This window comes from Janthinobacterium sp. BCJ23, from assembly GCF_059617945.1.
The window spans coordinates 1,137,397-1,162,831 of sequence record NZ_JCAQAW010000001.1; the positions used below are offsets into that span (position 1 = coordinate 1,137,397).

At 61.7% G+C, this 25,435-nt stretch carries 25 protein-coding genes; 14 read left to right on the forward strand and 11 right to left on the reverse strand.

Annotated features, from left to right (window positions below):
• Window positions 1-81: 81 nt before the first annotated feature.
• The 5 genes from dnaK to AC54AG_RS05140 all read right to left on the reverse strand — a co-directional run bounded on the left by dnaK (window position 82) and on the right by AC54AG_RS05140 (window position 6,968).
• A complete protein-coding gene (gene dnaK / locus AC54AG_RS05120) occupies window positions 82-2,025 on the reverse strand; it encodes a molecular chaperone DnaK (RefSeq protein WP_034745982.1) in 1,944 nt (647 codons plus the stop codon).
• 91 nt (window positions 2,026-2,116) lie between these two features.
• Window positions 2,117-2,653, reverse strand: a complete 537-nt coding sequence (grpE, locus tag AC54AG_RS05125) for a nucleotide exchange factor GrpE (RefSeq protein WP_034745977.1) — start codon at window positions 2,651-2,653, stop codon at window positions 2,117-2,119.
• Between the two features lie 344 nt (window positions 2,654-2,997).
• A complete protein-coding gene (gene hemH, locus AC54AG_RS05130) occupies window positions 2,998-4,107 on the reverse strand; it encodes a ferrochelatase (protein ID WP_496629645.1) in 1,110 nt (369 codons plus the stop codon).
• Between the two features lie 174 nt (window positions 4,108-4,281).
• Window positions 4,282-5,949: a DNA repair protein RecN gene (gene recN, locus AC54AG_RS05135; protein WP_331777244.1), complete on the reverse strand. Its 1,668-nt coding sequence runs from the start codon at window positions 5,947-5,949 to the stop codon at window positions 4,282-4,284.
• Window positions 5,950-5,996: 47 nt separating this feature from the next.
• Window positions 5,997-6,968 carry an NAD kinase gene (locus AC54AG_RS05140; RefSeq protein ID WP_223278865.1) on the reverse strand — a complete coding sequence of 324 codons (972 nt, stop codon included), beginning with the start codon at window positions 6,966-6,968 and terminating at the stop codon, window positions 5,997-5,999.
• A gap of 261 nt (window positions 6,969-7,229) precedes the next feature.
• Here AC54AG_RS05140 and AC54AG_RS05145 point away from each other — a divergent pair, with 261 nt between their 5' ends.
• The 4 genes from AC54AG_RS05145 to gloA all read left to right on the forward strand — a co-directional run bounded on the left by AC54AG_RS05145 (window position 7,230) and on the right by gloA (window position 9,896).
• Window positions 7,230-7,496 carry a hypothetical protein gene (locus AC54AG_RS05145; RefSeq protein ID WP_128141755.1) on the forward strand — a complete coding sequence of 89 codons (267 nt, stop codon included), beginning with the start codon at window positions 7,230-7,232 and terminating at the stop codon, window positions 7,494-7,496.
• Between the two features lie 39 nt (window positions 7,497-7,535).
• On the forward strand, window positions 7,536-8,846 hold the full coding sequence (locus AC54AG_RS05150) for a PQQ-dependent sugar dehydrogenase (protein WP_496629646.1): 1,311 nt from the start codon (window positions 7,536-7,538) through the stop codon (window positions 8,844-8,846).
• A gap of 105 nt (window positions 8,847-8,951) precedes the next feature.
• Window positions 8,952-9,374 (forward strand): OsmC family protein, encoded by a 423-nt coding sequence (locus tag AC54AG_RS05155; RefSeq protein ID WP_034745965.1) that lies wholly within the window; start codon window positions 8,952-8,954, stop codon window positions 9,372-9,374.
• Window positions 9,375-9,488: 114 nt separating this feature from the next.
• A complete protein-coding gene (gene gloA, locus AC54AG_RS05160; RefSeq protein WP_080698394.1) occupies window positions 9,489-9,896 on the forward strand; it encodes a lactoylglutathione lyase in 408 nt (135 codons plus the stop codon).
• Window positions 9,897-9,900: 4 nt separating this feature from the next.
• Here gloA and AC54AG_RS05165 read toward each other — a convergent pair whose 3' ends face one another.
• A complete protein-coding gene (locus AC54AG_RS05165) occupies window positions 9,901-10,806 on the reverse strand; it encodes a LysR substrate-binding domain-containing protein (protein ID WP_496629647.1) in 906 nt (301 codons plus the stop codon).
• Between the two features lie 90 nt (window positions 10,807-10,896).
• On the opposite strand from AC54AG_RS05165, the gene AC54AG_RS05170 reads away from it, so the two are divergent.
• Window positions 10,897-11,364, forward strand: coding sequence for a DMT family transporter (locus AC54AG_RS05170; protein ID WP_496629648.1), 468 nt, complete (start codon window positions 10,897-10,899; stop codon window positions 11,362-11,364).
• Between the two features lie 72 nt (window positions 11,365-11,436).
• On the opposite strand, the gene AC54AG_RS05175 is transcribed toward AC54AG_RS05170, so the two are convergent.
• The 4 genes from AC54AG_RS05175 to AC54AG_RS05190 all read right to left on the reverse strand — a co-directional run bounded on the left by AC54AG_RS05175 (window position 11,437) and on the right by AC54AG_RS05190 (window position 14,870).
• The gene (locus AC54AG_RS05175) at window positions 11,437-12,759 is read right to left on the reverse strand and encodes a TolC family outer membrane protein (protein WP_034745957.1); all 1,323 of its coding nucleotides are present in this window, start codon (window positions 12,757-12,759) and stop codon (window positions 11,437-11,439) included.
• 303 nt (window positions 12,760-13,062) lie between these two features.
• Window positions 13,063-13,386, reverse strand: coding sequence for a rhodanese-like domain-containing protein (locus AC54AG_RS05180; RefSeq protein ID WP_034745954.1), 324 nt, complete (start codon window positions 13,384-13,386; stop codon window positions 13,063-13,065).
• 13 nt (window positions 13,387-13,399) lie between these two features.
• A complete protein-coding gene (locus AC54AG_RS05185) occupies window positions 13,400-14,050 on the reverse strand; it encodes a protein-L-isoaspartate O-methyltransferase family protein (protein ID WP_046684434.1) in 651 nt (216 codons plus the stop codon).
• A gap of 169 nt (window positions 14,051-14,219) precedes the next feature.
• Window positions 14,220-14,870, reverse strand: a complete 651-nt coding sequence (locus tag AC54AG_RS05190; RefSeq protein ID WP_034745948.1) for a TetR/AcrR family transcriptional regulator — start codon at window positions 14,868-14,870, stop codon at window positions 14,220-14,222.
• Between the two features lie 296 nt (window positions 14,871-15,166).
• Between AC54AG_RS05190 and AC54AG_RS05195 the strand changes: the two genes are divergently transcribed.
• On the forward strand, window positions 15,167-16,036 hold the full coding sequence (locus AC54AG_RS05195) for a head GIN domain-containing protein (protein ID WP_496629649.1): 870 nt from the start codon (window positions 15,167-15,169) through the stop codon (window positions 16,034-16,036).
• Window positions 16,037-16,106: 70 nt separating this feature from the next.
• Window positions 16,107-16,385, forward strand: a complete 279-nt coding sequence (locus AC54AG_RS05200; protein WP_496629650.1) for a YkgJ family cysteine cluster protein — start codon at window positions 16,107-16,109, stop codon at window positions 16,383-16,385.
• Window positions 16,386-16,407: 22 nt separating this feature from the next.
• Here the strand turns inward: AC54AG_RS05200 and AC54AG_RS05205 are convergent, their stop codons facing one another.
• Entirely contained in the window at window positions 16,408-17,391 is a 984-nt protein-coding gene (locus AC54AG_RS05205) for a DUF5655 domain-containing protein (protein WP_219328054.1), read from the reverse strand.
• A 186-nt stretch (window positions 17,392-17,577) separates the two neighbouring features.
• On the opposite strand from AC54AG_RS05205, the gene AC54AG_RS05210 reads away from it, so the two are divergent.
• From AC54AG_RS05210 to AC54AG_RS05240, 7 genes are all read left to right on the forward strand, one after another.
• Complete coding sequence (locus AC54AG_RS05210) at window positions 17,578-18,348, forward strand: DeoR/GlpR family DNA-binding transcription regulator (RefSeq protein WP_070302905.1); 771 nt, start codon at window positions 17,578-17,580, stop codon at window positions 18,346-18,348.
• Window positions 18,349-18,380: 32 nt separating this feature from the next.
• Window positions 18,381-19,529: an MFS transporter gene (locus tag AC54AG_RS05215; RefSeq protein ID WP_051990746.1), complete on the forward strand. Its 1,149-nt coding sequence runs from the start codon at window positions 18,381-18,383 to the stop codon at window positions 19,527-19,529.
• 168 nt (window positions 19,530-19,697) lie between these two features.
• Window positions 19,698-20,543 carry an undecaprenyl-diphosphate phosphatase gene (locus tag AC54AG_RS05220; protein ID WP_072454899.1) on the forward strand — a complete coding sequence of 282 codons (846 nt, stop codon included), beginning with the start codon at window positions 19,698-19,700 and terminating at the stop codon, window positions 20,541-20,543.
• A gap of 6 nt (window positions 20,544-20,549) precedes the next feature.
• Window positions 20,550-22,373, forward strand: a complete 1,824-nt coding sequence (recQ, locus tag AC54AG_RS05225; RefSeq protein WP_496629651.1) for a DNA helicase RecQ — start codon at window positions 20,550-20,552, stop codon at window positions 22,371-22,373.
• Window positions 22,373-22,855: a hypothetical protein gene (locus AC54AG_RS05230; protein WP_034745928.1), complete on the forward strand. Its 483-nt coding sequence runs from the start codon at window positions 22,373-22,375 to the stop codon at window positions 22,853-22,855. Before recQ ends, AC54AG_RS05230 begins: the two co-directional genes overlap by 1 nt.
• Before the next feature lie 44 nt (window positions 22,856-22,899).
• Window positions 22,900-23,880, forward strand: coding sequence for a LysR family transcriptional regulator (locus tag AC54AG_RS05235; RefSeq protein ID WP_072454897.1), 981 nt, complete (start codon window positions 22,900-22,902; stop codon window positions 23,878-23,880).
• 149 nt (window positions 23,881-24,029) lie between these two features.
• Window positions 24,030-25,316, forward strand: coding sequence for a Glu/Leu/Phe/Val family dehydrogenase (locus AC54AG_RS05240; protein WP_496629652.1), 1,287 nt, complete (start codon window positions 24,030-24,032; stop codon window positions 25,314-25,316).
• The last annotated feature ends 119 nt before the right edge of the window (window positions 25,317-25,435 follow it).

Consider the following 25,435-nt stretch of genomic DNA (forward strand, 5'->3'; position numbering starts at 1 on the left):
TCGGCTCGGCCGGTCTTCGCGGCTAATCCCGCGATGTAGCGTTCAGCCCGGCTGCCCCCAGTTCATGGGAGCGCAAGACAATTACTTGCTGTCTTTGACTTCTTTGAAGTCAGCGTCAACAACGTCGTCTTGCTTGGCGCCTGCGTCCGATGCGCCAGCAGCTTGCTGTGCACCTTCCGCGCCGCCGGCAGCTTGCTGCGCTTGCATGTCGGCATACATTTTTTCGCCCAGTTTCTGCGATGCGCTCGACAGTGCTTCCACCTTGGCGTCGATCTCAGCCTTGTCGCCCGCCTTGATGCTTGCTTCCAGGTCGGTGATCGCCGCTTCGATCTTCTCTTTCTCGCCCGCATCCAGCTTGTCGCCGTATTCGGTCAAGGATTTCCGGGTCGAGTGTACCAGAGCATCGGCCTGGTTGCGCGACTCGGCCAATTCTTTGACCTTTTTGTCTTCTTCCGCGTTCAGCTCGGCATCCTTGACCATCTTCTGGATTTCAGCCTCGGTCAAGCCGGAATTGGCCTTGATCGTGATCTTGTTTTCCTTGCCGGTGGCCTTGTCTTTCGCGCCGACATGCAAGATGCCGTTGGCGTCGATGTCGAAGGTCACTTCGATCTGTGGCGTGCCGCGCGATGCTGGCGGGATGCCTTCCAGATTGAATTCGCCCAGGCCCTTGTTGCCAGCGGCGATTTCGCGCTCACCCTGGAAGACCTTGATGGTCACCGCAGGCTGGTTGTCGTCGGCCGTCGAGAACACTTGGCTGAACTTGGTCGGAATCGTCGTGTTTTTGTGGATCATCTTGGTCATCACGCCGCCCAGGGTTTCGATACCCAGGGACAGAGGAGTAACGTCCAGCAACAGCAAATCCTTGCGTTCGCCCGACAGGACCGAACCTTGAATCGCTGCGCCCACGGCGACGGCTTCGTCCGGGTTCACGTCCTTGCGTGGATCCTTGCCGAAGAATTCCTTCACTTTTTCCTGCACCTTCGGCATACGGGTCATACCGCCGACCAGGATGATGTCATCGATGTCCGACACTTTCACGCCTGCATCCTTGATAGCGATGCGGCATGGCTCCATCGTGGCCGTGATCAGCTCTTCCACCAGCGATTCCAGCTTGGCGCGGGTCATCTTCAGGTTCAAGTGGACCGGCGCACCGTTCGCCATGGCGATGTACGGCTCGTTGATTTCGGTTTGCTGCGACGACGACAATTCGATCTTCGCGCGCTCGGCCGAAGCCTTGATGCGCTGCAGGGCGATCGGGTCTTTTTTCAGGTCGATGCCGTTGATCTTCTTGAACTCGTCGATGATGTAATCGATGACGCGCTGGTCGAAGTCTTCGCCGCCCAGGAAGGTGTCGCCGTTGGTCGACAGCACTTCAAATTGTTTCTCGCCATCAACATCCGCGATTTCGATGATCGACACGTCGAACGTACCGCCACCCAAGTCGTACACGGCGATTTTACGATCGCCTTTTTCGGTCTTGTCCAGGCCGAACGCCAGCGCTGCCGCGGTTGGCTCGTTGATGATGCGCTTGACGTCCAGGCCAGCGATACGGCCGGCATCCTTGGTGGCTTGACGCTGCGAGTCGTTGAAGTACGCAGGCACGGTGATGACGGCTTCGGTGACTTCTTCACCAAGGTAGTCTTCTGCCGTTTTCTTCATCTTGCGCAGGACTTCAGCCGAAATTTGCGGCGGAGCCAGTTTTTTGTCGCGTACGCCGATCCATGCATCGCCGTTGTCGGCTTTCATGATCTGGTACGGCATCAGCGCGATGTCTTTTTGAACTTCTTTTTCGTCGAACTTGCGACCGATCAGACGCTTGACTGCGTACAGCGTGTTTTTCGGATTGGTCACGGCCTGGCGTTTCGCTGGCGCGCCGACGAGAATTTCGCCATCTTCTTGATAAGCAATAATCGACGGCGTCGTGCGTGCGCCTTCAGCGTTTTCGATTACCTTTGGTTGACCGTTTTCCATGATGGAAACGCAGGAATTCGTGGTTCCCAGATCGATACCGATAATTCTACCCATGATTTATTTCCTTTTATTTGCTAGATTTCAGATGGTTCTTATATGTGGCAAAGCGGCATGGTTTCAAGGCTTGCTTGATGCCGCCCTCTGATTATTTTGCTTGCGCGGTCGTTACAATGGCTGGACGCAGCAGGCGGTCCGCAATCATATAGCCCTTTTGCAGGACTGACACGATGGTATTGGCTTCCTGGTCCGCCGGCACCACGGCAACAGCCTGGTGTTTCATCGGATCGAGCTTTTCGCCCTGCACTGGCAATACTTCCACCAGGCGGTTGCGCTCGAACGCGGCGTTCAGTTGCTTCAAGGTCATCTCGACGCCTTCTTTCAGCGATTCGATGGTCGGTGCTTCCACCGTCAGCGCCGTTTCCAGGCTGTCTTTGACCGGCACCATGGCTTCGGCAAAGCTCTCGACTGCGAATTTATGCGCTTTAGCAACATCTTCCTGCGCGCGGCGACGGATATTTTCGCCATCAGCCTTGGCGCGCATGAAGGCATCGTGCATCTCTGCAAGACGCGCTTCGGTACTCGCCAGCTGCTCTTCCAAAGTAGGCTCTGCGGGAGTCGATGGGGCAGTCGCCGCGGCGTCCGCTTGCGGATTAGGTACAGCTTGGTTTTCCTGATCTTGCATCTGAAAAGCTCCTACAATCAATGACTTAAATGAGTTAGTCTAACTATCTTTACAACACTAACGGGCAGATGGGGCTATATCCTATTGTTTCAAGGGGTATGCGTGGCAAAACCAGAATTACATCGGTCCATGTTACAGCGTATTACAAAATGCTATCCATTTCGGCCAGCGATCCGTGCGCGCATCCCTTGATTTTCCAGGCTTCCCACGTCAAAGCGGGCATTCTACCAGCCCCGCCGCCGCCATCGCCACTGGCTGTGTTGCTATTTGGAAAGCTGCTTGGCCGCGCCAGACATGACAAAGCCGCGCAAGCGCGGCTTTTTATTGTCAAAAATTTACAATCCTTAATTCGTCGCGCCCAAGGCCAGCGCTGCTGCACGCGCCTGCTCGCCCGCTTTCTTGTCCGCTTCGCGCTGCGCCGCCGTCTTCATCGTCGGCCAGCCAATCATGTGCTGTTCCGCAATTTCCGCCATGCCCGCAATCCAGGCCGGCGTTTCGTTCAGGCAAGCGATGTAGTGAAACTGCTGGCCGCCGGCCGTCTCGAAATCATGCTTCGCTTCCATGGCGATCTCTTCCAGGGTTTCCAGGCAATCGCTGGTAAAGCCCGGGCACAGCAAGTCGACGCGCTTGACGCCCTGCTGGGCCAGCGCCACCAGGGTGGGCGCCGTGTACGGCTGCAGCCATTCGGCCTTGCCAAAGCGCGACTGGAAAGTCACCACATATTGCTCTTTAGTTAATTTTAACTTTTCCGCCAGCAGGCGCGCCGTTTTCAGGCATTGGCAGTGGTAGGGGTCGCCCAGCAGCAAGGTACGCTTGGGTACGCCATGAAAACTCATCACCAGTTTTTCCGGACGGCCATGCGCTTCCCAGTGGTTCAGCACCGAATCGCGCAAGGCGTCGATATACGTGTCGTGCTCGTGATATTGCTTGATAAAACGCAATTCCGGTACATTGCGCACGGTGGCGTAATGGGCAAACACGGCGTCATAGATGGAACCGGTCGTCGTGCCCGAGTATTGCGGATACGCAGGCAGGATGGCGATGCGTTCGCAGCCCTCGCTTTTCAGCTGGGCCAGCACTTCCGGCAAGGAAGGCGAACCGTAGCGCATGGCCATCGCCACCGTCACGCCGTCATGGCCCCGCTCGGCCAGGGCGCCGGCCAGCAACTTGGCCTGCTTTTGCGTATGCACTTTCAGGGGCGAGCCCTCGCGCGTCCAGATCGATGCATATTTCTTGGCCGACTGGCCAGAGCGGAACGGCAAGATGATCAGGTTCAGGATGAACCACCAAACCAGGCGGGGAATCTCCACCACGCGCGGGTCCGACAAGAATTGCTTCAGGTAACGCCGCACGGCTGACGAGGTCGGTGCATCGGGCGTGCCCAGGTTGACGAGCACCACGGCGCTGCGGTCGATGCTGCCATGCGTGTACGGCGGTTCTGTTTGAAATGACATGAAGGCTCTTCGAAGGCGTTGGATGGATTAGCCAGTTATTATAGTTGCATTGAGTTAATAGCGAAGTGCTGGGGTCAGACCCTCAATGCCGCTAACGTCAAGCTCAGCGCGGATACAGCCAAGGGCTGGGGTCAGACCCGGCGGGTCTGACCCCGGTCTGCCCCCAGCCATGAATCAAATCGCGAGCAGTTCACGCGCATGCTTGCGCGTGGTGGCCGTGATTTCCAGGCCGCCCAGCATGCGCGCCACTTCTTCCACCCTGGCCTTGGCGTCGAGCATGTCGATGCGCGAGGCCGTCTTGCCATTGTCCAGGGTGCTTTTCGCCACCTGGAAATGCTGATTCGCCTGGCTGGCCACCTGCGGCAAGTGGGTCACGCACAGCACCTGGCGTCCCTGCCCCAGGCGTTTCAATAGCCGCCCGACGACCTCGGCGACGGCGCCGCCGATGCCGCTGTCGACCTCGTCGAAGATCAGGGTCGGTGTGGTGGTGGCGTGCGAGGTGATGACGGAAATGGCCAGCGCGATGCGCGCCAGTTCGCCGCCGGACGCCACCTTGGCCAGGGAACGCGGCGCCGTGCCCGCATGGCCGGCGACGAGGAACTCGACTTGCTCGAGTCCGTGGGCGGCCGGTTCGCACGGGTGCAGAGCGATTTCAAAACTGCCGCCCGTCATGCTCAGTTCCTGCATGGCGCGCGTGACGGCTTGCCCCAGTTCCAGGGCGGCCGCGTGGCGCGTGGCGGACAGGCGCTCGGCCACGGCGCGGTACTCGGCCTCGATCTTCGCTTCCTGGCGCAGCAAGCCTTCGATGTCGGAAGCGTCGGCCAGGTGCTGCAGCTTTTCCGACAGCTTCGCGTGTTCCTCCGGTAATTCTTCCGGCGTGACGCGGAATTTGCGCGCCGTACTGTGCATGGCTTCCATGCGCGCATCGAGCTGGTGCAGGCGCTCCGGGTCCAGTTCCACCCGGTCCAGGTAATTGTTCAGCGCGTAAACGGATTCCTGCAACTGGATGCGCGACGATTCGATCAGGTCGACAATCGGCTGCAATTCCGCATCGACGGAGACCAGCTTGCCCAGCTTCTGGTTCAGGGCCGACAGTTGCGACACGATCGGGTGGTCTTCCGACTCGGAAATGAGGGACAAGGCTTCCTGCGCCCCTTCCAGCAGGCTGGCCGCGTGCGACAGACGGCTGTGCTCGTTCGTGATCTCTGTCCACTCGCCGGGCTTGGCGGCCAGTTTTTCCAGCTCTCCCACTTGCCATTCCAGGCGTTCACGCTCGTACAGCACATTGGCCGCGTTGGTTTCGAATTCCTCGCGCTGGCGCACGAGGGCGCGCCAGCGCTTGTGCAGGGCGGCCACTTGCCGCGCATCCTGTTCCGCGCCCGCTTCGCGCGCCGTCGCCTGGCCGTCGAGCAAGGCGCGCTGCGCTTCGCTTTTCAGCAAGGACTGGTGTGCGTGCTGGCCGTGGATGTCGACCAGCATGTCGCCCAGTTCGCGCAGCTGCGCGGCCGTGGCGGGGATGCCGTTGATATACGCTTTCGAGCGGCCCGCGTTATCGATCACGCGGCGCAGCAGGGCGCCGCCATCGTCGTTGGCGAATTCATGCGCCACCAGCCAGGCTTGCGCCACCTCGCTGACGGAGAAATCGGCCGTGATGTCGGCCTTGGCCGCGCCTTCGCGCACCACGCTGGCGTCGCCGCGCCCGCCCAGCGCCAGGGTCAGCGCATCGATGAGGATGGACTTGCCGGCGCCCGTCTCGCCCGTCAGCACGCTGAAGCCGGCGGAAAATTCCAGTTCAATGGTATCGACAATGACAAAATCGCGAATGGACAGTGTATGGAGCATGGCTTCTGTGGTTGGGCGGCGCACCGCGGGTTGAGGTGGAGAAAAATTTAGCTGAGCTTGCCCTCGCCCGACGGGTACTCATTCCAGTGCAATTTTTCACGCAGGGTGTTGTAGTAGCTCCACCCTTCCGGATGCAGGAAGGTAATCGTGTGCGGCGAACGGCGGATGAGGATGCGGTCTTGCTGCACCAGGCTGGCAAAGGTCTGCATGTCGAAATTGACGCTGATATCGCGCCCGCGCACGATTTCCACGACGATCTGGCTGGAATCGGGCAAGACGATGGGGCGGTTCGACAGCGCATGCGGGGCGATCGGCACGAGCACGATGCCGCCCAGGGTCGGATGTAGCAATGGGCCGCCGGCCGACAGCGAGTACGCGGTCGAGCCTGTCGGCGTGGAAATGATCAAGCCATCGGAACGCTGGTTGTACATGAAGTGGCCATCGACCTCGACGCGCAATTCGGCCATGCCGGCGCCGGCGCCGCGCGAGACGACGACATCGTTGACGGCCATGCCCACGTGGATCGACTCGCCGTCGCGCAGCACGCTGCCTTCGAGCAAGGTGCGGCGTTCGGCCTTGAAACGGCCGCCAAGGATTTGCGCCAGCACGGGCAGCATGCGCTCGAGCGGGATATCGGTCATGAAACCCAATCGCCCTTGATTGATGCCGATCAAGGGTACGTCGAATGGCGCCAGCTGGCGCGCAATGCCCAGCATGGTGCCGTCGCCGCCCATGACGATGGCGCAATCGGCGGCGGCGCCGATCTCGGCCGGCGACATGGCGTGCACGCCGGGAAACGCGAGGTTCAGGTGCGCGGCCGTCTCCGCCTCGAAGACCACCGTGTGGCCCAGCACTTGCAGGAAATCGACGATGCTTTTTACGGGTTCGGCAATGCCATCCGTATTCTGGCGCACGACCAGGGCGATGGTCTTGGCACCCAGGTTGAAGCGTTCGCCCGGGGCTGGCAAGGTCGCGGCTGGCTGTTCGGCGCGCTGTTCGGCGTGTGTATCGACGGGCATAAGAGTCTCGGTAGTGAATTCGGTGGCAAGCCGCCCCAGGCTGTCGCGTCGCACGCCGGCATCGCAGATACTGTATATATCCACAGTATAGTGCGGCTGCCGTGTGCCCGCAAGGGGCGTTCTTGGTGTTGCACGCAGTGTAGCGCAGAAAAAGAATCGTCCATGCGTGCGCCAGCGCTCCCTGCATGGACAAATCCGCTTGCAGATGGCCTGCCGCGGCAGGACACTGATTTCACGTTACTTTTACTGTCAGGAGGCCATATGGTTACCCAGCATAGCGAACGCAAGATCAATACCGATGAAAAGGTCAAGAATGACGGCGTCGACCGTCTGCCCCACGAGCGCGATGAATCGCCCGATGCGCAAAACGTGCGTCCGCGCAAGATCATGCAACAGGCGGCCAGCGACCTGGAACAGGGCCTGGTCGACACGGACCGCCGCGCCCAGCCCGGCGTGGAAAAGGTCAAGCCCACCGAACCGAAACAGGCGCGTCCCGACCCGCAGCTGGAACCAAAGAAAGCGCGCTGAATCGAACTGTCAGGCACCGCTACTTTTCCGGAGTACGCCATGCACCGTTACGTCTGTTCCTTGCTGCTGGCCGCCGTCTGCGGCCCCACTACCGCCCATGCCCAGGCGCCCGCCATGCCCGTCGGCTTCGGCCCGCAACCCGTGCTGCCTGCGCCGGACAAGCAACTGATTCCCACCGTCAATGTGGCGCCCGTGCAGCGCTGGACGGCGGCACAGCGCCCCGTGGCCGCGCCCGGCCTGGCCATCCATGCCTATGCGCGCGACCTCGACCATCCGCGCTGGCTGTACGTGCTGCCGAATGGCGACGTGCTGGTGGCGGAAACGAATGCGCCGCCGAAGCCCGACGACAACAAGGGCATCAAGGGCGCCATCATGCAGATGCAGATGAAAAAGGCGGGCGCCGCCACGCCCAGCGCCAACCGCATCACCTTGCTGCGCGGCGTCGATGCAAACGGCGTGGCGCAAACGCGCAGCGTGTTCCTGCAAGGATTAAACTCGCCATTTGGCATGGCGCTGGTCGGCAACGAGTTGTATGTCGCCAATGCCGACGCCTTGATGCGTTTTCCCTACAAGGAAGGCCAGACGAGCATCACGGCGCGTGGCGTGAAGGTGGTGGATTTGCCGGGCGGCCCCATCAATCACCACTGGACCAAGAACGTCATCGCCAGTGCCGACGGCAAATTTCTCTATGTTACCGTCGGCTCGAACAGCAACGTGGGCGAGAATGGTCTGTCGGCCGAAGACGGCCGCGCCGCCATCTGGCAAGTCACGCGCGCGACGGGCAAGGCACGCGTGTATGCGACGGGTTTGCGCAACCCCGTCGGCATGGCCTGGCAGCCGCACAGCGGGGCACTGTGGACGGCCGTCAATGAACGCGACGAGCTGGGCAACGACCTGGTGCCCGACTACATGACGTCCATCAAGGACGGCGCCTTCTATGGCTGGCCCTACAGTTATTTCGGCCAGCACGTCGATGCGCGGGTCAAGCCGCCCCGTCCCGAACTGGTGGCCACCGCCATCGCGCCCGACTACGCGCTGGGTGCGCACACGGCCTCGCTGGGGCTGGCGTTTTATGACGGCACCTTGCTGCCCGAACGCTACCGGGGCGGCGCCTTCATCGGCCAGCACGGCTCGTGGAACCGCAAACCCTTCAGCGGCTATAAAGTCATCTTCGTACCCTTCGCGAATGGCGTGCCCAGCGGGCCACCGCAGGACATCATCGCCGGTTTCCTTGACAGCAATGGCAAGGCGCAGGGACGCCCCGTCGGCGTGGCCGTCGACAAGGCGGGCGCGCTGCTGGTGGCGGACGACGTGGGCAATGTGATCTGGCGCGTGACGCCGGCGCCGTGAGCGGCGAAGCCCGGCGCGCGCATGCGCCCCCTGTGTGGCGCAACGAACGGAAGGGCAAGGGTGGCACGCGCATGATGGGCGCTCGAACCACGCAAGGAGTACATCATGAAAAAAACAGGATCAGCCGTCTGGAGTGGCGGCCTTAAAGATGGCAAAGGGTTTATTTCCACCCAAAGCGGCGCGCTCGACAATGTAGCCTATGGCTTCAACACGCGCTTCGAAGACGGTCCCGGCAGCAATCCGGAAGAACTGATCGGCGCGGCCCATGCGGCCTGCTTCACCATGGCCCTGTCCGGCCAGCTGGGCGAGGCGGGCATGCGCGCCACCGCCCTGAAAACCACGGCCGATGTCAGCCTGGAAAAAATCGATGGCAGCTATGCCATCACGGCCGTGCACCTGACCCTGGTGGCGACCATTCCCGGCGCCACCGACGAAGCGTTCCAGGACGCGGCCCTGCGCGCCAAGCTCGGTTGCCCCGTATCGAAGTTGCTGGCCACGGAAATCACCTTGGACGCCCATCTGGAGTAATGCCGGCATGCCGTCCGCTGCTGTTCCATCACCGGGCGGCAGGGGCGGTCTCGGCAAGAAAGCCGTAAAACGCATAAAATCCTGCCATTCCCCTATCACCATCAAGGATTTACGATGCGTATTTTGCACACCATGTTACGGGTCGGCGACCTGCAGCGCTCCATCGATTTTTACACCAAGGTCCTGGGCATGACGCTGCTGCGCACCAGCGACAATCCGGAATACCAGTACACCCTGGCCTTCGTCGGCTATGGCTCGAATCCCGATCATGCGGAACTGGAACTGACGTATAACTATGGCACCACCAGCTACGAGCTGGGTACGGCGTATGGCCACATCGCCATTTCGGCCGACGACATCGTCGCCGCTTGCGCTGCGGCACGCGCGAATGGCGGCAACGTCACGCGCGAACCGGGTCCCGTCAAAGGCGGTAATACCGTCATCGCCTTCATCACCGATCCGGACGGCTACAAGATCGAATTGATCGAACGCAAGTTCGACGGCCAGGGTGGCGGGCTGTAAGTCCTCAGCCTGGCTCGGCGGCCTGTGCAATGGCCGCGCGTAGCCAGGCGATGCCCGCATCGCCGTCCGTGCGGCGGTGCCGTATCGTTTCAAACGCAAACGGCGCGATGGCAAATGGCGCGGCGTACAGCACCAGCCCCTGCGCCGCACTGTCCTGCAAGGCGCGCTGCGCCACCGTCAGGATCAAGTCCGTCCCCCTCACGACCTCCGGTGCGACCGTCCAGTACGGCACACGCACGGCGATGCGGCGTGTCTGTCCCAGCTGGGCCAGGGCAGCATCGACTTCGGCCGCCATGCCGCCTTCGCTGGATGCCACCAGCACATGCGGGCGCGCCAGATAGGTTTCCAGGCTCAGCATTTCACCGGACGCCAGGCTGGCAGGATCGAGCGCGCACACGAATGTTTCCTCGAACAGGGTTTCACGATGTAAGTGCTCGGGCAGTTGCGGAAACACGCCCAGCGCCAGGTCTATCTCGCCATCTTGCACGCCAGCGATCACGGCCGATCGGCTGGCATAGCTGATGGCCAGGTCGATACCGGGCGCTTCCACGCGCAAGCGGCGCAACAAACGCGGCAAGATCAGCGCCGCGCCGTAATCCGACATGGCCAGGCGAAACACGCGCTGCGCCGTGGCCGCCTCGAAGACGGCGCCACCGAGCACGGAGCGCACGCTTTGCAAGGCTTCGGCCAGCGGCCGCGCCAGCTCCAAAGCACGCGCCGTCGGCTGGAAGCCGCCCTTGCCGCGCAGCAGCAGCGGATCGCCGAGCAGATGGCGCAAGCGGGCCAGCGCATGGCTGACGGCAGGCTGGCTCATGTGCAAGCGCTCGGCTGCGCGCGACAAATGGCGCTCGCTGAGCAGCGCTTCCAGGATCACCAGCAGGTTCAAATCGACGGCCCGCAGATTATTCATTTGCTGCATAGTTGGCTGACAAACTACGAATTGGATTTAATGATGACAGCATAATACGATGACTCCATCAACTCAACTGTGGAGTCACATATGCATGGATGGATTACCGTATTTGCCCCGCTGGCCATGCTGGCCGGCGCCGTCGTCCCGTTCCAGGCCGGCGCGAATGCCGCGCTGGGCCGCAACCTGGGCCACCCGCTGTGGGCCACGCTCGCCTCGCTGGCCGTCAGCGCCGTGCTTGCGGCGCTCGTGATGCTGGTCTGGCGGGTGCCCGCGCCCGATGTCGGTCTCGCCATGCGTGGACCGGGCTGGTCCTGGCTGGGCGGCGCGGCCGGCGTGTTTTACATTACGGCCGCGCTGATGCTGGCCCCGCGCATGGGTTCCGGCCCCTTCATGGCGGCCGTCATCGGCGGACAGATGCTGGCCGCGCTGGCCATCGACCGCTACGGTTTGCTGGGCTTTGCCGTCAAGCACATTTCTCCGCTGCATTGGGCCGGTGCGGGACTGGTGGTGGCGGGGGTGATCCTCACGCAAATAGCCAACAGCCGTGCCGCGTGAAAACAGGTCAAGACGAAAAAAAACCAGCGCCGCTGCCGGTGCTGGTTTTCATCTGAATCTGCAGAAAAAAGATTACTTGTCGAGCAAGGCGTTGACGGGCATCAAATCCGTTTCCTTCAGGGTGCCGGCCGCCGCCTTCAGGCGCAAACCGTTCATGATGGTGTCGTAGCGGGCTTTCGACAGGTCTTTTTGCGTCGAGAACAGTTGTTTCTGCGCATTCAAGACGTCGATATTGATGCGCACGCCCACTTGATAGCCGAGCTGGTTCGATTCCAGCGCCGATTTGCTCGACACTTCCGCCGCTTCCAGCGCCTTCACTTGCGCCAGGCCGCTGTTGACGCCGAGGAAAGCCTGGCGCGCGCCTTGCGATGCCGTGCGGCGTGCCGTTTCCAGGTCGTTACGGGCCTTGTTTTCCAGCGCGATCGATTCGCGCACCTTGCTGGTGACGGCAAAGCCGCTGAAGATCGGGATGCTCCACTGCACGCCGATGGCGTTGTTGTTGGAACTGCCGCTGCCGCCGCCTGTCGTGTAGGTATGGCCCGCGTTGGCGATCAGGTCCAGGGTCGGATAATGGCCGGCGCGGTTGCGGCCGATGTCGCGCTTGGCCGATTCCACGTTGAACTGGGCCGTGACGACGCCAAAGTTCTGCTCTTCCGCCGAGCTCACCCATGGTTCGATGGCGGCCGGTTCCGGCGCGCTGATGACCACGCCCGTGCGCATCGGCGCCAGCGACGTTGGCGCTTCGCCGATGATGGTTTGCAGGGCGCTGCGCTTGTTGGCCAGGTCATTGATGGCGGCAAATTCCTGCGCCACCACCAGGTCGTACGCCGCTTGCGCTTCGTGCGTATCGGTAATCGTTTGCGTGCCGACTTCGAAGTTGCGCTTGGCCGATGCCAGTTGCTCCGTCGTGGCCACTTTTTGCGCCTGCGTGGCGCCCAGGTTATCTTGCGCGCTCAGAACGTCGAAATACGCCTGCGCCACGCGCGTGATCAGGTCTTGCTGTACCTGTGCAAATTGCGCTTCAGCAATCGCCTGCGCCAGCTTGCTTTGCTGATAGGTTTCCCAGCGATCCCAGCGGAACAGCGGCTGCGCCAGGGTCAGGTTGTAAGTGTTCGTGTGCACCTTGACCGTCGGCATGGAGATCGTGCTGGTGATCGGCTCGATGCTGTTGCGCGTATTGCTGCCCGAAGCGGACACTTGCGGCAGCAAGCCTGCCAACCCCTGCGGAACCCGCTCCATCCCGGCCGACAGGGCCGCACGCGCACTCGCATACTGCGCGTCATTGGCCAGCGCCTGCTGGTACACCTGGATGAGATCGGCCGCCTGCGCTTGCAACGAGCATGTCATCGAGACAAAGGCGCTGGTCATCAGCACGGCGATAAGGGGTTTCCGCATTGCATTTCTCCGTTGGAGTCGTCAAAAGTTGATGGAATCAAAAATCTGCTACCGCTTGCCTTGCGCCCGCCGGGTGAGCGGGGTACAGGCCTCCGCAGGCATGCAGAAAAACATGCCTGGGTGCATCTACTGAAAAAATAACTTAGAACCTATCCCAGTAGGGAGCGTCTTCTGTTGGCAGTTCATCAGGAGCGCGGACAAGGCGTGAGGAGGACGCGTGGCGAGCCACGCAACGACGATCAACGCAGTCCCCGCTTCTGAGGGGCGCCAGCAGGAGATGTATTCATCTACTGGGATAGGCTCTTAGTATTTAGGCATCGCGCTGTCGACTTGCAGCGCCCAGGCGTGCACGCCGCCCGTCAAATTACTGATCTTGCCAAAACCATTGCGCTCCAGGAAGGCAGCCACTTGCATGCTGCGCATGCCGTGATGGCAGATGCAGACGATCTCGGCGTCTTCATCGAGGTCGTCGATGCGGGCAGGAATCGAGTTCATCTGCATCAGGGTGGCACCGTCGAGGTGGCACAGGTCAAACTCCCACTGTTCCCGCACGTCCAGCAACAACGGACGCGGGCGGGAAGGGTCAGCCAGCCAGGCGGCCAGCTGCGGTGCACTCAAATGCTCCATCGAATCGGTCGCCTCAGAACTGGAAATGCGACGGTGCAACAGCTTGCAGCGGCGTGACATTGGTTTCAAACAGCTTGCGCGTGTCGTAGGCCTTGTCCGAGCTGCGCGTGATCAGATGCGCGGACATGATCGGCGCTTCGCCGATGATGGCCAGGATGCGGCCGCCCACTTTTACTTGTTGCAACAACGCTTCCGGCAACACGGCCAGGGCGCCAGACACGACGATCACGTCGTACGGCGCGCCCTTGCTCCAGCCCTGGGCGCCGTCACCCAGTTCCACGGTGACGTTCGTCACGCCATTGGCGGCCAGGTTCTGCTCGGCCAGGGTTTTCAATTGGGGAACGATTTCCACGCTCGTCACATGCCGCGCCTTGTGCGCCAGCAAAGCGGCCATGTAGCCGCTACCGGTGCCGATTTCCAGCACATTTTCATGCTTCTTGACGGCTACGTCTTGCAAAATGCGCGCTTCCAGCTTCGGCGTCAACATGCATTCGCCGCCGCCCAGTGGAATTTCGGTATCGACGAAGGCCAGGTTTTTATAGGCGGCCGGTACGAAATCTTCACGCTTGACCACGTTCAACAGCTCCAGCACGTCGATATCCAGTACGTCCCATGGACGGATTTGCTGTTCGATCATATTGAAGCGGGCTTGTTCGATATTCATCTTTGGACTCGGTAAGTGAAGTAATAATCCGCCATTTTATCGTTGAACTGGCTGAAAGCACATGTTAACCATAAAGGCGGGGAATGGAGGGAATTTGCGACGATCTGCAGATTTGGGGGGGCGAACCTTGGAAAAGGGGCAACTGAACGGTAGTAGCAGGCACGGCGCCTCAACTTTTCCCGGGCGCCTCCACCTGCAGGCTGCGCAAGCTCATGTCGATAAACGCATCCATGTAGGCGATCGGATCGATATTCTTGACCTCGCACGGCAGGAAGGAATGCGTCCACATCATGAGCATGGTGACGGGTGCGCTGAGGATGGTGCTGACGAGCACGGGATCGACCTGGCGGAATTCACCGCGCTGCATGCCCCGTTCGACCAGGGTGGCAATCAGCGCATTCCCACGCGTGACCACCTCTTCGTTGTAAAACTGCGCCAGTTCCGGGAAATTGTTCGCTTCGGCCAGCATCAGCTTGGTCAAACCGGCCAGCTTGGTGGCGCCGAACTCTTCCCACCATTGCATCATCATGCTGCGCAACAACTCGGCGCTGCTGCTGTCCGAGGCGGCCATGCTGTCTTCCGCCTCGCCGATCGACTGCACGATATTGTCGCGCACCACGGCCTTGAACAACTCTTGTTTATTCTCAAAGTACAGGTACAGAGTGCCTTTCGACACGCCAGCCCGCTTGGCCACATCCTCCAGGCGCGTCGATGCGAAACCCCGTTCGACAAACAGGTCGAGGGCGGCGGCGAGCAATTCCTGCGGGCGGGCATCCTTGCGCCGCTCCCAGCGGGGCTTGGTATCAATCGGGGCTTGCATGTATCTTTCCAAGTAACTTACTTTTGAGTCATTAATAGTAGTCCTGTCTACCGCCAAGGTCAAGCGCGAGGCACCGCCGGGCACGTCGAATACAGGCATTGTACGCTCCGTGCCGACGCCGGGCCTGCGGCGCCGGGTGAAGCAGAATGCGTTTCAGTCCCCATTTTGCGCAGTTCATCGCATTTCCACTCAGCAAGCGTGTCCGATTTGCTACCTTGTCATCGACAGCACGGCAGCCGCGGCGCGGCAGCCGGCTTTTTCTGTTCCCAAACTAAAACAATCATAAAGGAAACACTATGCGTACCTTGCTGGCCCTGTGCTGTGCCGTTGCCCTTGGCGGTTGCGCCATCGTCATCAACCCCAACGATGGCGAAGTGCGCCATGTCGACACGGGTGGCAATGCCATCCAGGGCAACGAGCAAGTGAGCCGCGACGTGCGCCAGGTCAGCAACATCAGCACGCTCGACATCGACAGCATGAAACGCATCGATATCAAGATCGACGTGCGCGTCGGGCCAGCTGCATCGCTGGTGATCGAAGCGGACAGCAATCTGCAGCCGCGCATCCATAGCCAAGTGAGCGGCAATACCCTGCGCATCTGGAGCGATACGAACATTCGTAGTAGCAATGGCATCCACGTCATCTACACGACGCCGCAATTGAAGAAGATCACCATTTCCGGCTCGGGCCGCCTGGTGGCCAGCGGTTTCAACGGCGACGATTTCAGCCTGGAACAACGCGGTTCGATGAAGAGCGAACTGTCGGGCACGGTGGGACGCTTCGACGTGGCCAACAATGGTTCCGGCAGCATCAACGCGGCGGCCCTCGCCAGCGGCAACACGGATGCGGTGCAGAACGGTTCGGGCAACATCCAGCTGGGCAATGTGCGCGGCGAGCGCGTCAACGTGGCCGTCAACGGCTCGGGCAGCATCAGCGCCAGCGGCGCCGTGCAGCGCCTCGACGCCAACGTGAATGGTTCGGGCGATATCAACCTGGCCGCCCTGCGCAGCGACGTTGCCTATCTGGCGAGCAACGGTTCCGGCGACGTCGATGTCACCGTCCAGAATGAAGTCAACGCCCGCGCCAGCGGTTCCGGCCGTATCACCGTGCATGGCGATCCGGCCCGCCGCACCCTGTCGGGCAAGCGCGTCAGCATCGTGCGCTGAACGCACCCTGGCGACGCATGGGAGCCGGCTTGCTATACTGTCGGCTCCTCACCCGTTCGCCTGAAATCCCATGTCACCCTCCGCCACCCTGGCATGCCGTCCTTCGTGCGGCGCCTGCTGCACCGCCCCGTCCATCACCAGCCCGATTCCTGGCATGCCGGATGGAAAACCCGCGGGCGTACGCTGCGTACAGCTGGCTGACGACAACCGCTGCAAGATCTTTGGCCGGCCGGAACGGCCCGCGTTTTGCGGCGGCTTGCAGCCATCCGAGGACATGTGCGGCGACAGCCGCGAGCATGCGGTGCACTGGCTGGCCGAGCTGGAACGGCTGACGGCACCGCACAACTGACACACGCATAGGCCACCATTGGCTACGTTTGCACGCTACTCCGGCCTGCATACGCGGCAAAAATGAACGGCTTTGCAGCATCGAGTTCCGCGAGCGTACCGATGTTGATCTCCAGATTACCCGTACCCCAATGCCCGATGGCGCTCACGTCGCGCGCTTTTGGCAGGACGTGCAATACGGGCGCCGGGTCGATATGTAAGTACAGCACGAGGCAATTCTTCTTGTGTATCACCACCGTCGCAAAGTTCTTCAGCCGTTTGAAAGCCAAATACAAGCGCAGCTCTTTACGCTCAACGTCATCCCCCAGCGACATCGTGTAATCCTCTAGCGAGGCCAGCAACTGACGCATGGACTCCGACAGACCTGCCAGTATTTCCACAAATGCCCTGTCTGGTCCCGTCGACTTGTTCGTGCCCCCATCTGCGGGCCCCGCCGCCATTGTTTCCAACCTGGCTGGCACCGATGTCTGCCGCTTGGCAGGGCCCTTTTTTGTTGCCGGATCCATGCCGGCGCTTGCGGACTCAAGAAGGAGCAGGTCCTCTGCAAATCGGCGATAGCGAATAAGTTCGATCGTCCTGCCTATCTGCTGGACGGCATGGCTATCAAACTTGGTAAAGTCAGCCGCAATGCAAATCACCCGCGGCGCGCTCCAATCGATGGCCTCCGATGCAAGCTTGCCCAGCTTGTCGAGGACCAGCAGTTTAAAGTCTGCCTGATGGTCCATCAGCCAGTCCAGGTAGTACAAACCTTGATTGATCACATTTTCACCAACCGACCGTTTGTACTCAAGAATGACCGGGCAATTGTTCTCATCCAATCCAAGGGAATCGATGCGCCCAGCATGCGTCTTGCCGGTCGAATACTCGCTCGCCAGAAAACGGATGCTCAGCAAAGTATCGAGGTTTGCCTCAATCAAGGTCTGCAATGGTTTTTCCAGGTCCGATGCGCTACCTTGCAGTTCCTGGGCTTGGCCATGGGCCAACTTGAAAAGTTTAATGTCGCTCATCCGTCTGTTTCCCTTATTCCTTGGTAAGCAAACACCAAGGTGCATCACGATATCGGCGATGAGCATAAACGTAAATTTATCTTTTTTGCAAATTGATTTGCGACGATGCCTGCATCAAGTAAACGTTGACGCATTTTGCACGTTTGCGTATATTCATGCACATTCCTGCACGTTTACAAGTTCACCATGTCCGCCACCCTGCTCCTCAAACAACGCCACGCGCTGATTCAGCAACAATTGCACGCCGATGGCAGGGTGCTGGCACTGGACCTGGCGCGCCAGCTCGATGTTTCCGAAGATACGATACGGCGCGACCTGCGCGAGATGGCGGCGGCCGGCCTGTGCCAGCGCGTGTATGGCGGCGCCCTGCCGCTGGCGCCCGACGGCGGCACCTTGACGCAGCGCAAGCAGGAAGCGCCCGAACGCAAGGCGCGCCTGGCGCAGGCCGCCGTGTCGCTCGTGCGCGCGGGCCAGGTATTGTTTTTTGATGCGGGTTCAACCAACCTGGCCATCGCCAGCGCCTTGCCAGAGTTGGCGCTCACTGTCATCACCAATGCGCCTGCGATCGCCATGGCACTGATGGAACGCCCGGAAATCGAGCTGATCATGGCTGGCGGCCGGGTCGACCGCCGCGCGGGCGCCAGCCTGGGTCCGCAAGCCTTGCGCACGGTCGAGCGCATGCATCCCGACCTGTGCTTCCTCGGTGCCTGCGGCGCCGATGCGGACGCGGGCGTGACGGCATTCAACTACGACGAGGCCGAGTTCAAGCGCAGCATCGCCGGTGCCAGCAAGGCGGTAGTCGTCGCCGTCACCAGCGACAAGCTGGGCACGGCCGCGCCATTCGGCGTGCTGGCCACGGGCTTGCTGCAGCACCTGGTGCTGGAAGCCGATGCCGATGCGGCCCACGTGGCCGCCTTTGAACGGCTGGGCGTGCAGATCTTGCGCGCCCGCGCCTGATTTTATCCACCCGACTCTTGAAAAGCTCCCCCATGCATCTCACCGGCACCCTGCAACAACGCGCCACGCGCCTGGTCTTTTTCGCCGCCGGCCTCGGCATGGCCGCCTGGGCCCCGCTGGTTCCCTACGCCAAGTCGCGCCTGGGCCTCGATGAAGCCACGCTCGGCATTTTGCTGCTGTGCCTGGGCGCAGGCTCGCTGTGCGCGATGCCGTTCACGGGCATGCTCACGGCACGCTTCGGTTGCCGCAAGGTCATCGTCTGCGCCGGCCTGCTGCTGACCGCCGTGCTGCCCGGCCTGGCGCTGGCCGCCACGCCGTTGCAGCTGGGCCTGGTGCTGCTGGTGTTCGGCGCGGCCATGGGCACGTTTGACGTGGCCATCAACATCCAGGCCGTGATCATCGAAAAGGCCAACGGCGGCGCCATGATGTCGGGCTTTCATGCGCTGTTCAGCGTGGGCGGCTTCGCCGGCGCGGCCTGCATGGCCCTGCTGCTGTGGCTGGGCCTGACGCCGGCCTGGTCCTGCGTCGTGGTGATGCTGCTGCTGTGCGGTGTGCTGGGTGCGGCGCAAGGCCATCTGCTGCCGACGGCGTCCGCAACCGGCGAAAAGACGCCGCTGTTCGTCATGCCGCATGGCGCCGTCATTTTCATCGGCTTGCTGTGCTTTATCGTCTTTCTGGCCGAAGGCGCGATTCTCGACTGGAGCGCCCTGTTCCTCACCACCACGCGCGGCGTGGAAGAAGCCAAGGGTGGCCTCGGCTATGCCGCCTTCGCCATCGCCATGACGGTGGGCCGCTTCACGGGCGACAAGGTGGTCAGCCGCTTTGGCGGCAAGCGGGTGCTTACTTTTGGCGGCTTGTGCGCGGCGGCAGGCTTCTTCCTGGCCGTGCTGGCGCCGCATGCCAGCCTGGCCATGCTTGGGTTCGTGCTGATCGGCCTCGGTGCGGCAAACATCGTGCCCATCCTGTTTACGGCGGCGGGCCAGCAACATGCCATGCCGGCCAGCCTGGCGGTGGCGGCCATCACCACCATCGGCTATGCGGGCATCCTGGCCGGTCCGGCCGTGATCGGCTTCGTGGCGCACGCTACCAGCCTGAATATCGCCTTCGCCATGCTGGGCGCCGCCCTGCTGCTGGTGGCGGCCAGCGCGCGCCTGGTGGCGCCGGCAAAACAGGCTTCCTGACCCCTCCCCTTGCCTGGCTGGCAGCGGCAAAAAACCGCTGTCCGCCTGCGCCCAAATCGGCTAGCCGGGCCTGCGGCATGGTAAGCTTCGACCCCGCGCACATTGCGGGCGCCGCACACTCACCCCATCCTGTCACTTATACCCGTACTTATACCCTTTTATACATCTATGGATCTCATTCTTGCGTTAAAAGCCATCATCATGGGGCTGGTCGAAGGTTTTACCGAATTCTTGCCGATTTCGTCCACCGGTCATCTGATCCTGGCCGGCAGCCTGCTCGACTTTACCAAGGATGTATCGAAAGAAGTCATGGATGTCTTCGAGATCGCCATCCAGGCCGGCGCCATCCTGGCCGTGTGCTGGGAATACCGCCAGCGCATCGGCAGCGTGCTGACCACCTTCGGCAGCGAAGCGAAGTCGCGCAAGTTCGTGCTGAACGTGGCCATCGCCTTCCTGCCGCTGGCCGTCATCGGTCTGGCGATTGGCAAGATGATCAAGCATGCGCTGTTCAAACCAGTACCCGTGGCCATGGCCTTCATCATCGGCGGCATCGTGATTTTGCTGGTGGAGCGCCGCGCGCGCACCAATCCCGTCACCGTGCGCGTCAACTCGGTCGATGAAATGACGCCGTTCGACGCCTTGAAAGTGGGCTGCGCGCAAGCGTTCGCGCTGATTCCCGGCACCAGCCGCTCCGGCTCGACCATCATCGGCGGCATGCTGCTGGGCCTGTCGCGCAAGACGGCCACCGAATTCTCGTTCTTCCTGGCCATCCCCACCCTGCTGGCGGCCACCTTCTACTCGCTGTACAAGGCGCGCGATATCCTGTCGGCCACCGACGTGCCCCTGTTCGGCCTGGGCACCGTGTCCGCCTTCGTCTCCGCCTTCCTGTGCGTGCGCTGGCTGCTGCGCTATATCAGCTCGCACGACTTCACGTTTTTCGCCTGGTACCGCATTGTGTTCGGCTTGCTGGTGTTGGCCAGCGCCCACTACGGCTGGGTTGTTTGGGCAGAATAAGGCACTATGAATCAAGATCTTAACCAGCGCGCGCTGCACCTGCTGCAAACCGTTTTCGGCTACCCGGCTTTCCGAGGCCAGCAAGCCGACATCGTCGACCACGTCAGCCATGGCGGCGACGCGCTGGTACTGATGCCCACGGGCGGCGGCAAGTCGCTGTGCTATCAGATTCCCGCGCTGCTGCGCGATGGCGTCGGCGTCGTCGTCTCGCCTTTGATCGCGCTGATGCAGGACCAGGTGGACGCTTTGGCCGAAGTCGGCGTGCGCGCCGCCTTCCTCAATTCCACGCAAACCTACGAAGAAGCGAGCCGCATCGAGCGCCTGGTGCGCACCGGCGGCATCGACGTCGTCTACGTGGCGCCCGAGCGCCTGATGACGCAGCGTTGCCTGGACCTGTTCCAGGCCTCGAAGATCTCCTTGTTCGCCATCGACGAGGCGCATTGCGTGGCCCAGTGGGGCCACGACTTCCGTCCCGAATACATCAAGCTGTCTGTGCTGCACGAGCAGTTCCCGGACGTGCCGCGCATCGCGCTCACCGCCACGGCCGACCCGCAGACGCGCGCCGAAATCGCCTTGCGTTTGCAGCTGGAAGACGCGCGCCAGTTCGTCTCGTCCTTCGACCGCCCGAACATCCGCTACCAGATCGTGGAAAAGGCGAATGGCCGCAAGCAGCTGCTCGACTTCATCAACACGGAACACGCGGGCGACTGCGGCATCGTGTACTGCCTGTCGCGCAAAAAAGTCGAAGAGACGGCGGAATTTCTGAACCAGAGCGGTATCCGCGCCCTGCCGTATCACGCCGGCATGGAGTACGCCAAGCGCAGTGCCAACCAGGCGCGCTTCCTGCGTGAAGAAAACATCGTCATGGTCGCCACCATCGCCTTCGGCATGGGTATCGACAAGCCAGACGTGCGCTTCGTCGCCCACCTGGATCTGCCGAAAAGCATCGAGGGCTATTACCAGGAAACGGGGCGCGCGGGCCGCGACGGCATGGCCGCCAACGCCTGGATGGCGTACGGCTTGCAGGACGTGGTGCTGCAGCGGCGCATGATCGACGAGTCCGAAGCGGACGACACCTTCAAGCGCGTGCTGGGCGTCAAACTCGACGCCATGCTGGGCCTGTGCGAAACGCTCAGCTGCCGGCGCATGCGGCTGCTCGAATACTTCGGCGAACCGGCTTCGCCGTGCGGCAATTGCGACACCTGTTTGGTGCCGCCCGTATCGTTCGACGCCACGGTGCCCGTGCAAAAACTGCTGTCGGCCATCTACCGCGTTGACCAGCGTTTCGCCGGCGGCCACGTGATCGACGTGCTACGCGGCGTGGAATCGGAACGCATCAAGACCTGGCACCACGATTCCTTGTCGGTGTTTGGCATCGGCTCGGACCTGGGCGAAGCGGAATGGAAATCGATCCTGCGCCAGGCCATCGCGCTGGGTCTCGTCTCGGTCGACCATGAACAATACAGCTCGCTGAAACTGACGGACGCCTCGCGCCCCGTGCTCAAGGGCGGCCAGAAAGTACAGCTGCGCCAGTACCAGAAACCGGTGAAAACCAGCAAGCGCAGCACCAGCGTGGCGAAGGGCTATGTCGAGACGGATCTATCGGCAAGCGAGCAGGCGATCTTCGACAAGCTGCGCTGGTGGCGCGTGGAGACGGCGCGCACGCACAACGTGCCCGCCTATGTGATTTTCGTCGACGCCACCTTGCGCGAAATCGCCAAGGCCAAGCCTACTTCGCTGGAACAGATGCGCGGCGTAAGCGGTGTGGGCGAGAAAAAACTGGCCTCGTACGGCGACGAAATCGTCGCCATGATTCTGGAGATGATTTAATGGAAGCACTCTCGCCGGACCTGATCTATCAGGCCGTGAAAATTCTGGGCGCCCAGCCAGACGCCGACGATGCGGTGGAAGCGCAAGTACGCGCCCTGGTGCAGGACGAGCTCACCTTGCGCCGCCTGGCCGACGTGGTGCCGGAAGCTTTTGGACTGGTGCTGGCGTCGCACCTTCCCGGCGCCGAAAACATGACCCTGCCCGACACGTTCTGCGCGCAGGACGAAGACGGCGAATGGGTGGAGTTCCCCCTGCGCCGCGAGCCGATCTTTGTCGTCGCCGCCGATATCGCCCAGCACACCTTCCACAACGGCCCGCGCGCGCTGCTGCAAAATCTGGCCAACCGCAGCTCCCTGCTGGCGGCCATCAACAAGGGATTGAACGCGGGCGGCTCGCTCGATGGCACGACCCTGGGTCCGCCGTCCTTCTTTGGCCTGCCCGCCGCGCTGTACCAGCCGGCGGCATCGCCCGAGACGCCCTGACCACTTTACCTTGCCTTTGCCCTTGATAAGAGAACGGTCCCGCGATGGAAACCAAATGGCTGGAAGACTTCATCTCGCTCGCTGAAACGCATAATTTCAGCCGTTCCGCGGCCCTGCGCCACGTGACCCAGCCGGCATTCTCACGGCGCATCCAGTCGCTGGAAAACTGGCTCGGCATCGACCTGGTCGACCGCACCTCCTACCCGACGCGCTTGACGCCGGCCGGCGCCGTGTTCTACGAGCAGGCGCTGGAAATGCTGGGGCAGATCAACGGCGTGCGCGCCCTGTTGCGCGGCAAGCGGGCGGCCACGCAAACGAGCGTCGATTTCGCCGTGCCGCATACCCTGTCGCTGACCTTCATGCCGAAGTGGCTGACGGCGCTGGAAGAGGGTTTCGCGCCGATCAACAGCCGCCTGATGGCGTTGAACGTGCACGACGCCGTGCTGCAACTGGTCGACGGCGGCTGCGATTTGCTGCTGTGCTACCACCATCCGCGCCAACCGGTGCAGCTGGACCCGGGCCGCTACGACATGCTGGTGATGGGCCGCGAAACCCTGCGCGCGTATGCGCGCTGCGGCCAGGACAAGGTGCCGGACTTCGTCCTGCCCGGCAGCGCCAAGGAGCCATTGCCCTTCCTTTCCTACACCAGCAACGCCTACCTGGGACGCATGGTGGAATTGCTGCTGGCCGACGCCAAGGCGCCCCTGTTCCTGGAAACCTGCTATGAAACGGACATGGCCGAAGGCCTCAAAATGATGGCACTGGAAGGCCGCGGCATCGCCTTCCTGCCCGAATCGGCCGTCATGCGCGACGTCAAATACAAGCACCTGGCACGCGCCGACGGCGGCGCGCCCGGCTGGGAAATCGAACTGGAAATCCGCTTGTACCGCGAACGCCCGTCCAGCCTGCGTCCCGGCAAGCAGATCGTCGAAAGCCTGTGGCAGTACCTGGTGCAGGCGCAGGAAAGCGCCGCGCGCAGCGGGAAAAAACGCCGGCGCGCAGCTGTCACCACAATTCCCTCCTGATTTCCTAACTATGCAATAAATGCATAACCGGATGCGCACAAAGCATTGGCCGGGGCATGAGGCTATCGCCTACGATGCGGTTCCGCTGCGCGCAGCTGCATCTCGGCTGTGCCTCTAACGTATTCGTATTGTCCAGGAGCTTATCAAGCATGACCAGCAAGCACGCACTTCCTTCCTACCTCAATCCTGAAGACCTTGGCCCATGGGGCGTCTACCTCGAGCAGATCGACCGCGTTACGCCATACCTGGGCAACCTGTCGCGCTGGGTGGAAACGCTGAAGCGTCCAAAGCGCATCCTGACGGTCGACGTGCCTATCGAGCGCGATGACGGCACCATTGCCCACTACGAAGGCTACCGCGTGCAGCACAATCTGTCGCGCGGCCCGGGCAAAGGCGGCGTGCGCTTCCACCAGGACGTGACCCTGTCGGAAGTGATGGCCCTGTCGGCCTGGATGACGGTCAAGAATGCAGCCGTCAACGTGCCATACGGCGGCGCCAAGGGCGGTATCCGTGTCGATCCGAAGACCCTGTCGCGCAACGAACTGCAACGCCTGACCCGCCGCTACACGAGCGAGATCAGCATGATCATCGGACCGAACAAGGATATCCCGGCGCCGGACGTCAACACGAATGAACAAGTCATGGCGTGGATGATGGACAGCTACGCCATGATCGGCGGCAATATGTCGACCGGCGTGGTGACGGGCAAGCCAATCTCGCTGGGCGGCAGCCTGGGCCGCCGCGATGCGACGGGCCGCGGCGTGTTCGTCGTCGGTTGCGATGCGGCCGCCAAGGTCGGCATGTCGCTCGAAGGCGCGAAAGTCATCGTGCAAGGTTTCGGCAACGTGGGCGGCGTCGCTGCACGCATGTTCGCTGAGGCCGGCTCGAAAGTGGTCGCGGTACAAGACCACAAAACGACCGTCGTGCACTCCGGCGGCTTGAACATCCCGCAATTGCTGGCACACGTGGCCGAAGTGGGCAGCGTCGAAGGCTTCCCGGGCGCCGAGGCATTCGTGCCACGCGAAGATTTCTGGGGCATCGATTGCGACATCCTGATCCCGGCCGCGCTGGAACAGCAAATCACGGCTAAACGCGCACAAGTCATCCGCGCCAAGATCATCCTGGAAGGCGCCAACGGCCCGACCCTGCCGGCAGCGGACGACATCCTGACCGACCGCGGCGTGCTGATCGTGCCGGACGTGCTGGCCAACGCCGGCGGCGTGACCGTCAGCTACTTCGAATGGGCGCAGAACTTCTCGAGCTTCTTCTGGACGGAAGAAGAAATCAACAGCCGCCTGACCCGCATCATGCGCGAAGCGTTCGACTCGGTATGGCAAGTGTCGCAAGAGAAGAAAGTGTCGATGCGTACCGCGACCTTCATCCTGGCGTGCACGCGTGTGCTGCAGGCTCGCGAAGTACGCGGCCTGTATCCATAATGGCTGCCTGAGAAAATGCCTGGGGCGTTGTTGCTTCGCCTCGCTCCAGACATTTTTCAGGCGCCATTGGGTTGCTGGCGCTCTAAAAAAAATCCCGCCGCACTGACGTGTGAGCGGGA

Coding starts and splice junctions, on each gene's coding strand:
- dnaK (WP_034745982.1), bottom strand. CDS start 2,025: ATGGGTAGAATTATCGGTATCGATCTGGGAACCACGAATTCCTGCGTT.
- hemH (WP_496629645.1), bottom strand. CDS start 4,107: ATGTCATTTCAAACAGAACCGCCGTACACGCATGGCAGCATCGACCGC.
- AC54AG_RS05175 (WP_034745957.1), bottom strand. CDS start 12,759: ATGCGGAAACCCCTTATCGCCGTGCTGATGACCAGCGCCTTTGTCTCG.
- recN (WP_331777244.1), bottom strand. CDS start 5,949: ATGCTCCATACACTGTCCATTCGCGATTTTGTCATTGTCGATACCATT.
- AC54AG_RS05155 (WP_034745965.1), top strand. CDS start 8,952: ATGAAAAAAACAGGATCAGCCGTCTGGAGTGGCGGCCTTAAAGATGGC.
- AC54AG_RS05235 (WP_072454897.1), top strand. CDS start 22,900: ATGGAAACCAAATGGCTGGAAGACTTCATCTCGCTCGCTGAAACGCAT.
- AC54AG_RS05190 (WP_034745948.1), bottom strand. CDS start 14,870: ATGCAAGCCCCGATTGATACCAAGCCCCGCTGGGAGCGGCGCAAGGAT.
- AC54AG_RS05185 (WP_046684434.1), bottom strand. CDS start 14,050: ATGAATATCGAACAAGCCCGCTTCAATATGATCGAACAGCAAATCCGT.
- AC54AG_RS05170 (WP_496629648.1), top strand. CDS start 10,897: ATGCATGGATGGATTACCGTATTTGCCCCGCTGGCCATGCTGGCCGGC.
- AC54AG_RS05140 (WP_223278865.1), bottom strand. CDS start 6,968: ATGCCCGTCGATACACACGCCGAACAGCGCGCCGAACAGCCAGCCGCG.
- recQ (WP_496629651.1), top strand. CDS start 20,550: ATGAATCAAGATCTTAACCAGCGCGCGCTGCACCTGCTGCAAACCGTT.
- AC54AG_RS05210 (WP_070302905.1), top strand. CDS start 17,578: ATGTCCGCCACCCTGCTCCTCAAACAACGCCACGCGCTGATTCAGCAA.
- AC54AG_RS05205 (WP_219328054.1), bottom strand. CDS start 17,391: ATGAGCGACATTAAACTTTTCAAGTTGGCCCATGGCCAAGCCCAGGAA.
- AC54AG_RS05180 (WP_034745954.1), bottom strand. CDS start 13,386: ATGGAGCATTTGAGTGCACCGCAGCTGGCCGCCTGGCTGGCTGACCCT.
- AC54AG_RS05150 (WP_496629646.1), top strand. CDS start 7,536: ATGCACCGTTACGTCTGTTCCTTGCTGCTGGCCGCCGTCTGCGGCCCC.
- AC54AG_RS05165 (WP_496629647.1), bottom strand. CDS start 10,806: ATGAATAATCTGCGGGCCGTCGATTTGAACCTGCTGGTGATCCTGGAA.
- AC54AG_RS05195 (WP_496629649.1), top strand. CDS start 15,167: ATGCGTACCTTGCTGGCCCTGTGCTGTGCCGTTGCCCTTGGCGGTTGC.
- AC54AG_RS05220 (WP_072454899.1), top strand. CDS start 19,698: ATGGATCTCATTCTTGCGTTAAAAGCCATCATCATGGGGCTGGTCGAA.
- grpE (WP_034745977.1), bottom strand. CDS start 2,653: ATGCAAGATCAGGAAAACCAAGCTGTACCTAATCCGCAAGCGGACGCC.
- AC54AG_RS05230 (WP_034745928.1), top strand. CDS start 22,373: ATGGAAGCACTCTCGCCGGACCTGATCTATCAGGCCGTGAAAATTCTG.
- AC54AG_RS05215 (WP_051990746.1), top strand. CDS start 18,381: ATGCATCTCACCGGCACCCTGCAACAACGCGCCACGCGCCTGGTCTTT.
- gloA (WP_080698394.1), top strand. CDS start 9,489: ATGCGTATTTTGCACACCATGTTACGGGTCGGCGACCTGCAGCGCTCC.
- AC54AG_RS05240 (WP_496629652.1), top strand. CDS start 24,030: ATGACCAGCAAGCACGCACTTCCTTCCTACCTCAATCCTGAAGACCTT.
- AC54AG_RS05145 (WP_128141755.1), top strand. CDS start 7,230: ATGGTTACCCAGCATAGCGAACGCAAGATCAATACCGATGAAAAGGTC.
- AC54AG_RS05200 (WP_496629650.1), top strand. CDS start 16,107: ATGTCACCCTCCGCCACCCTGGCATGCCGTCCTTCGTGCGGCGCCTGC.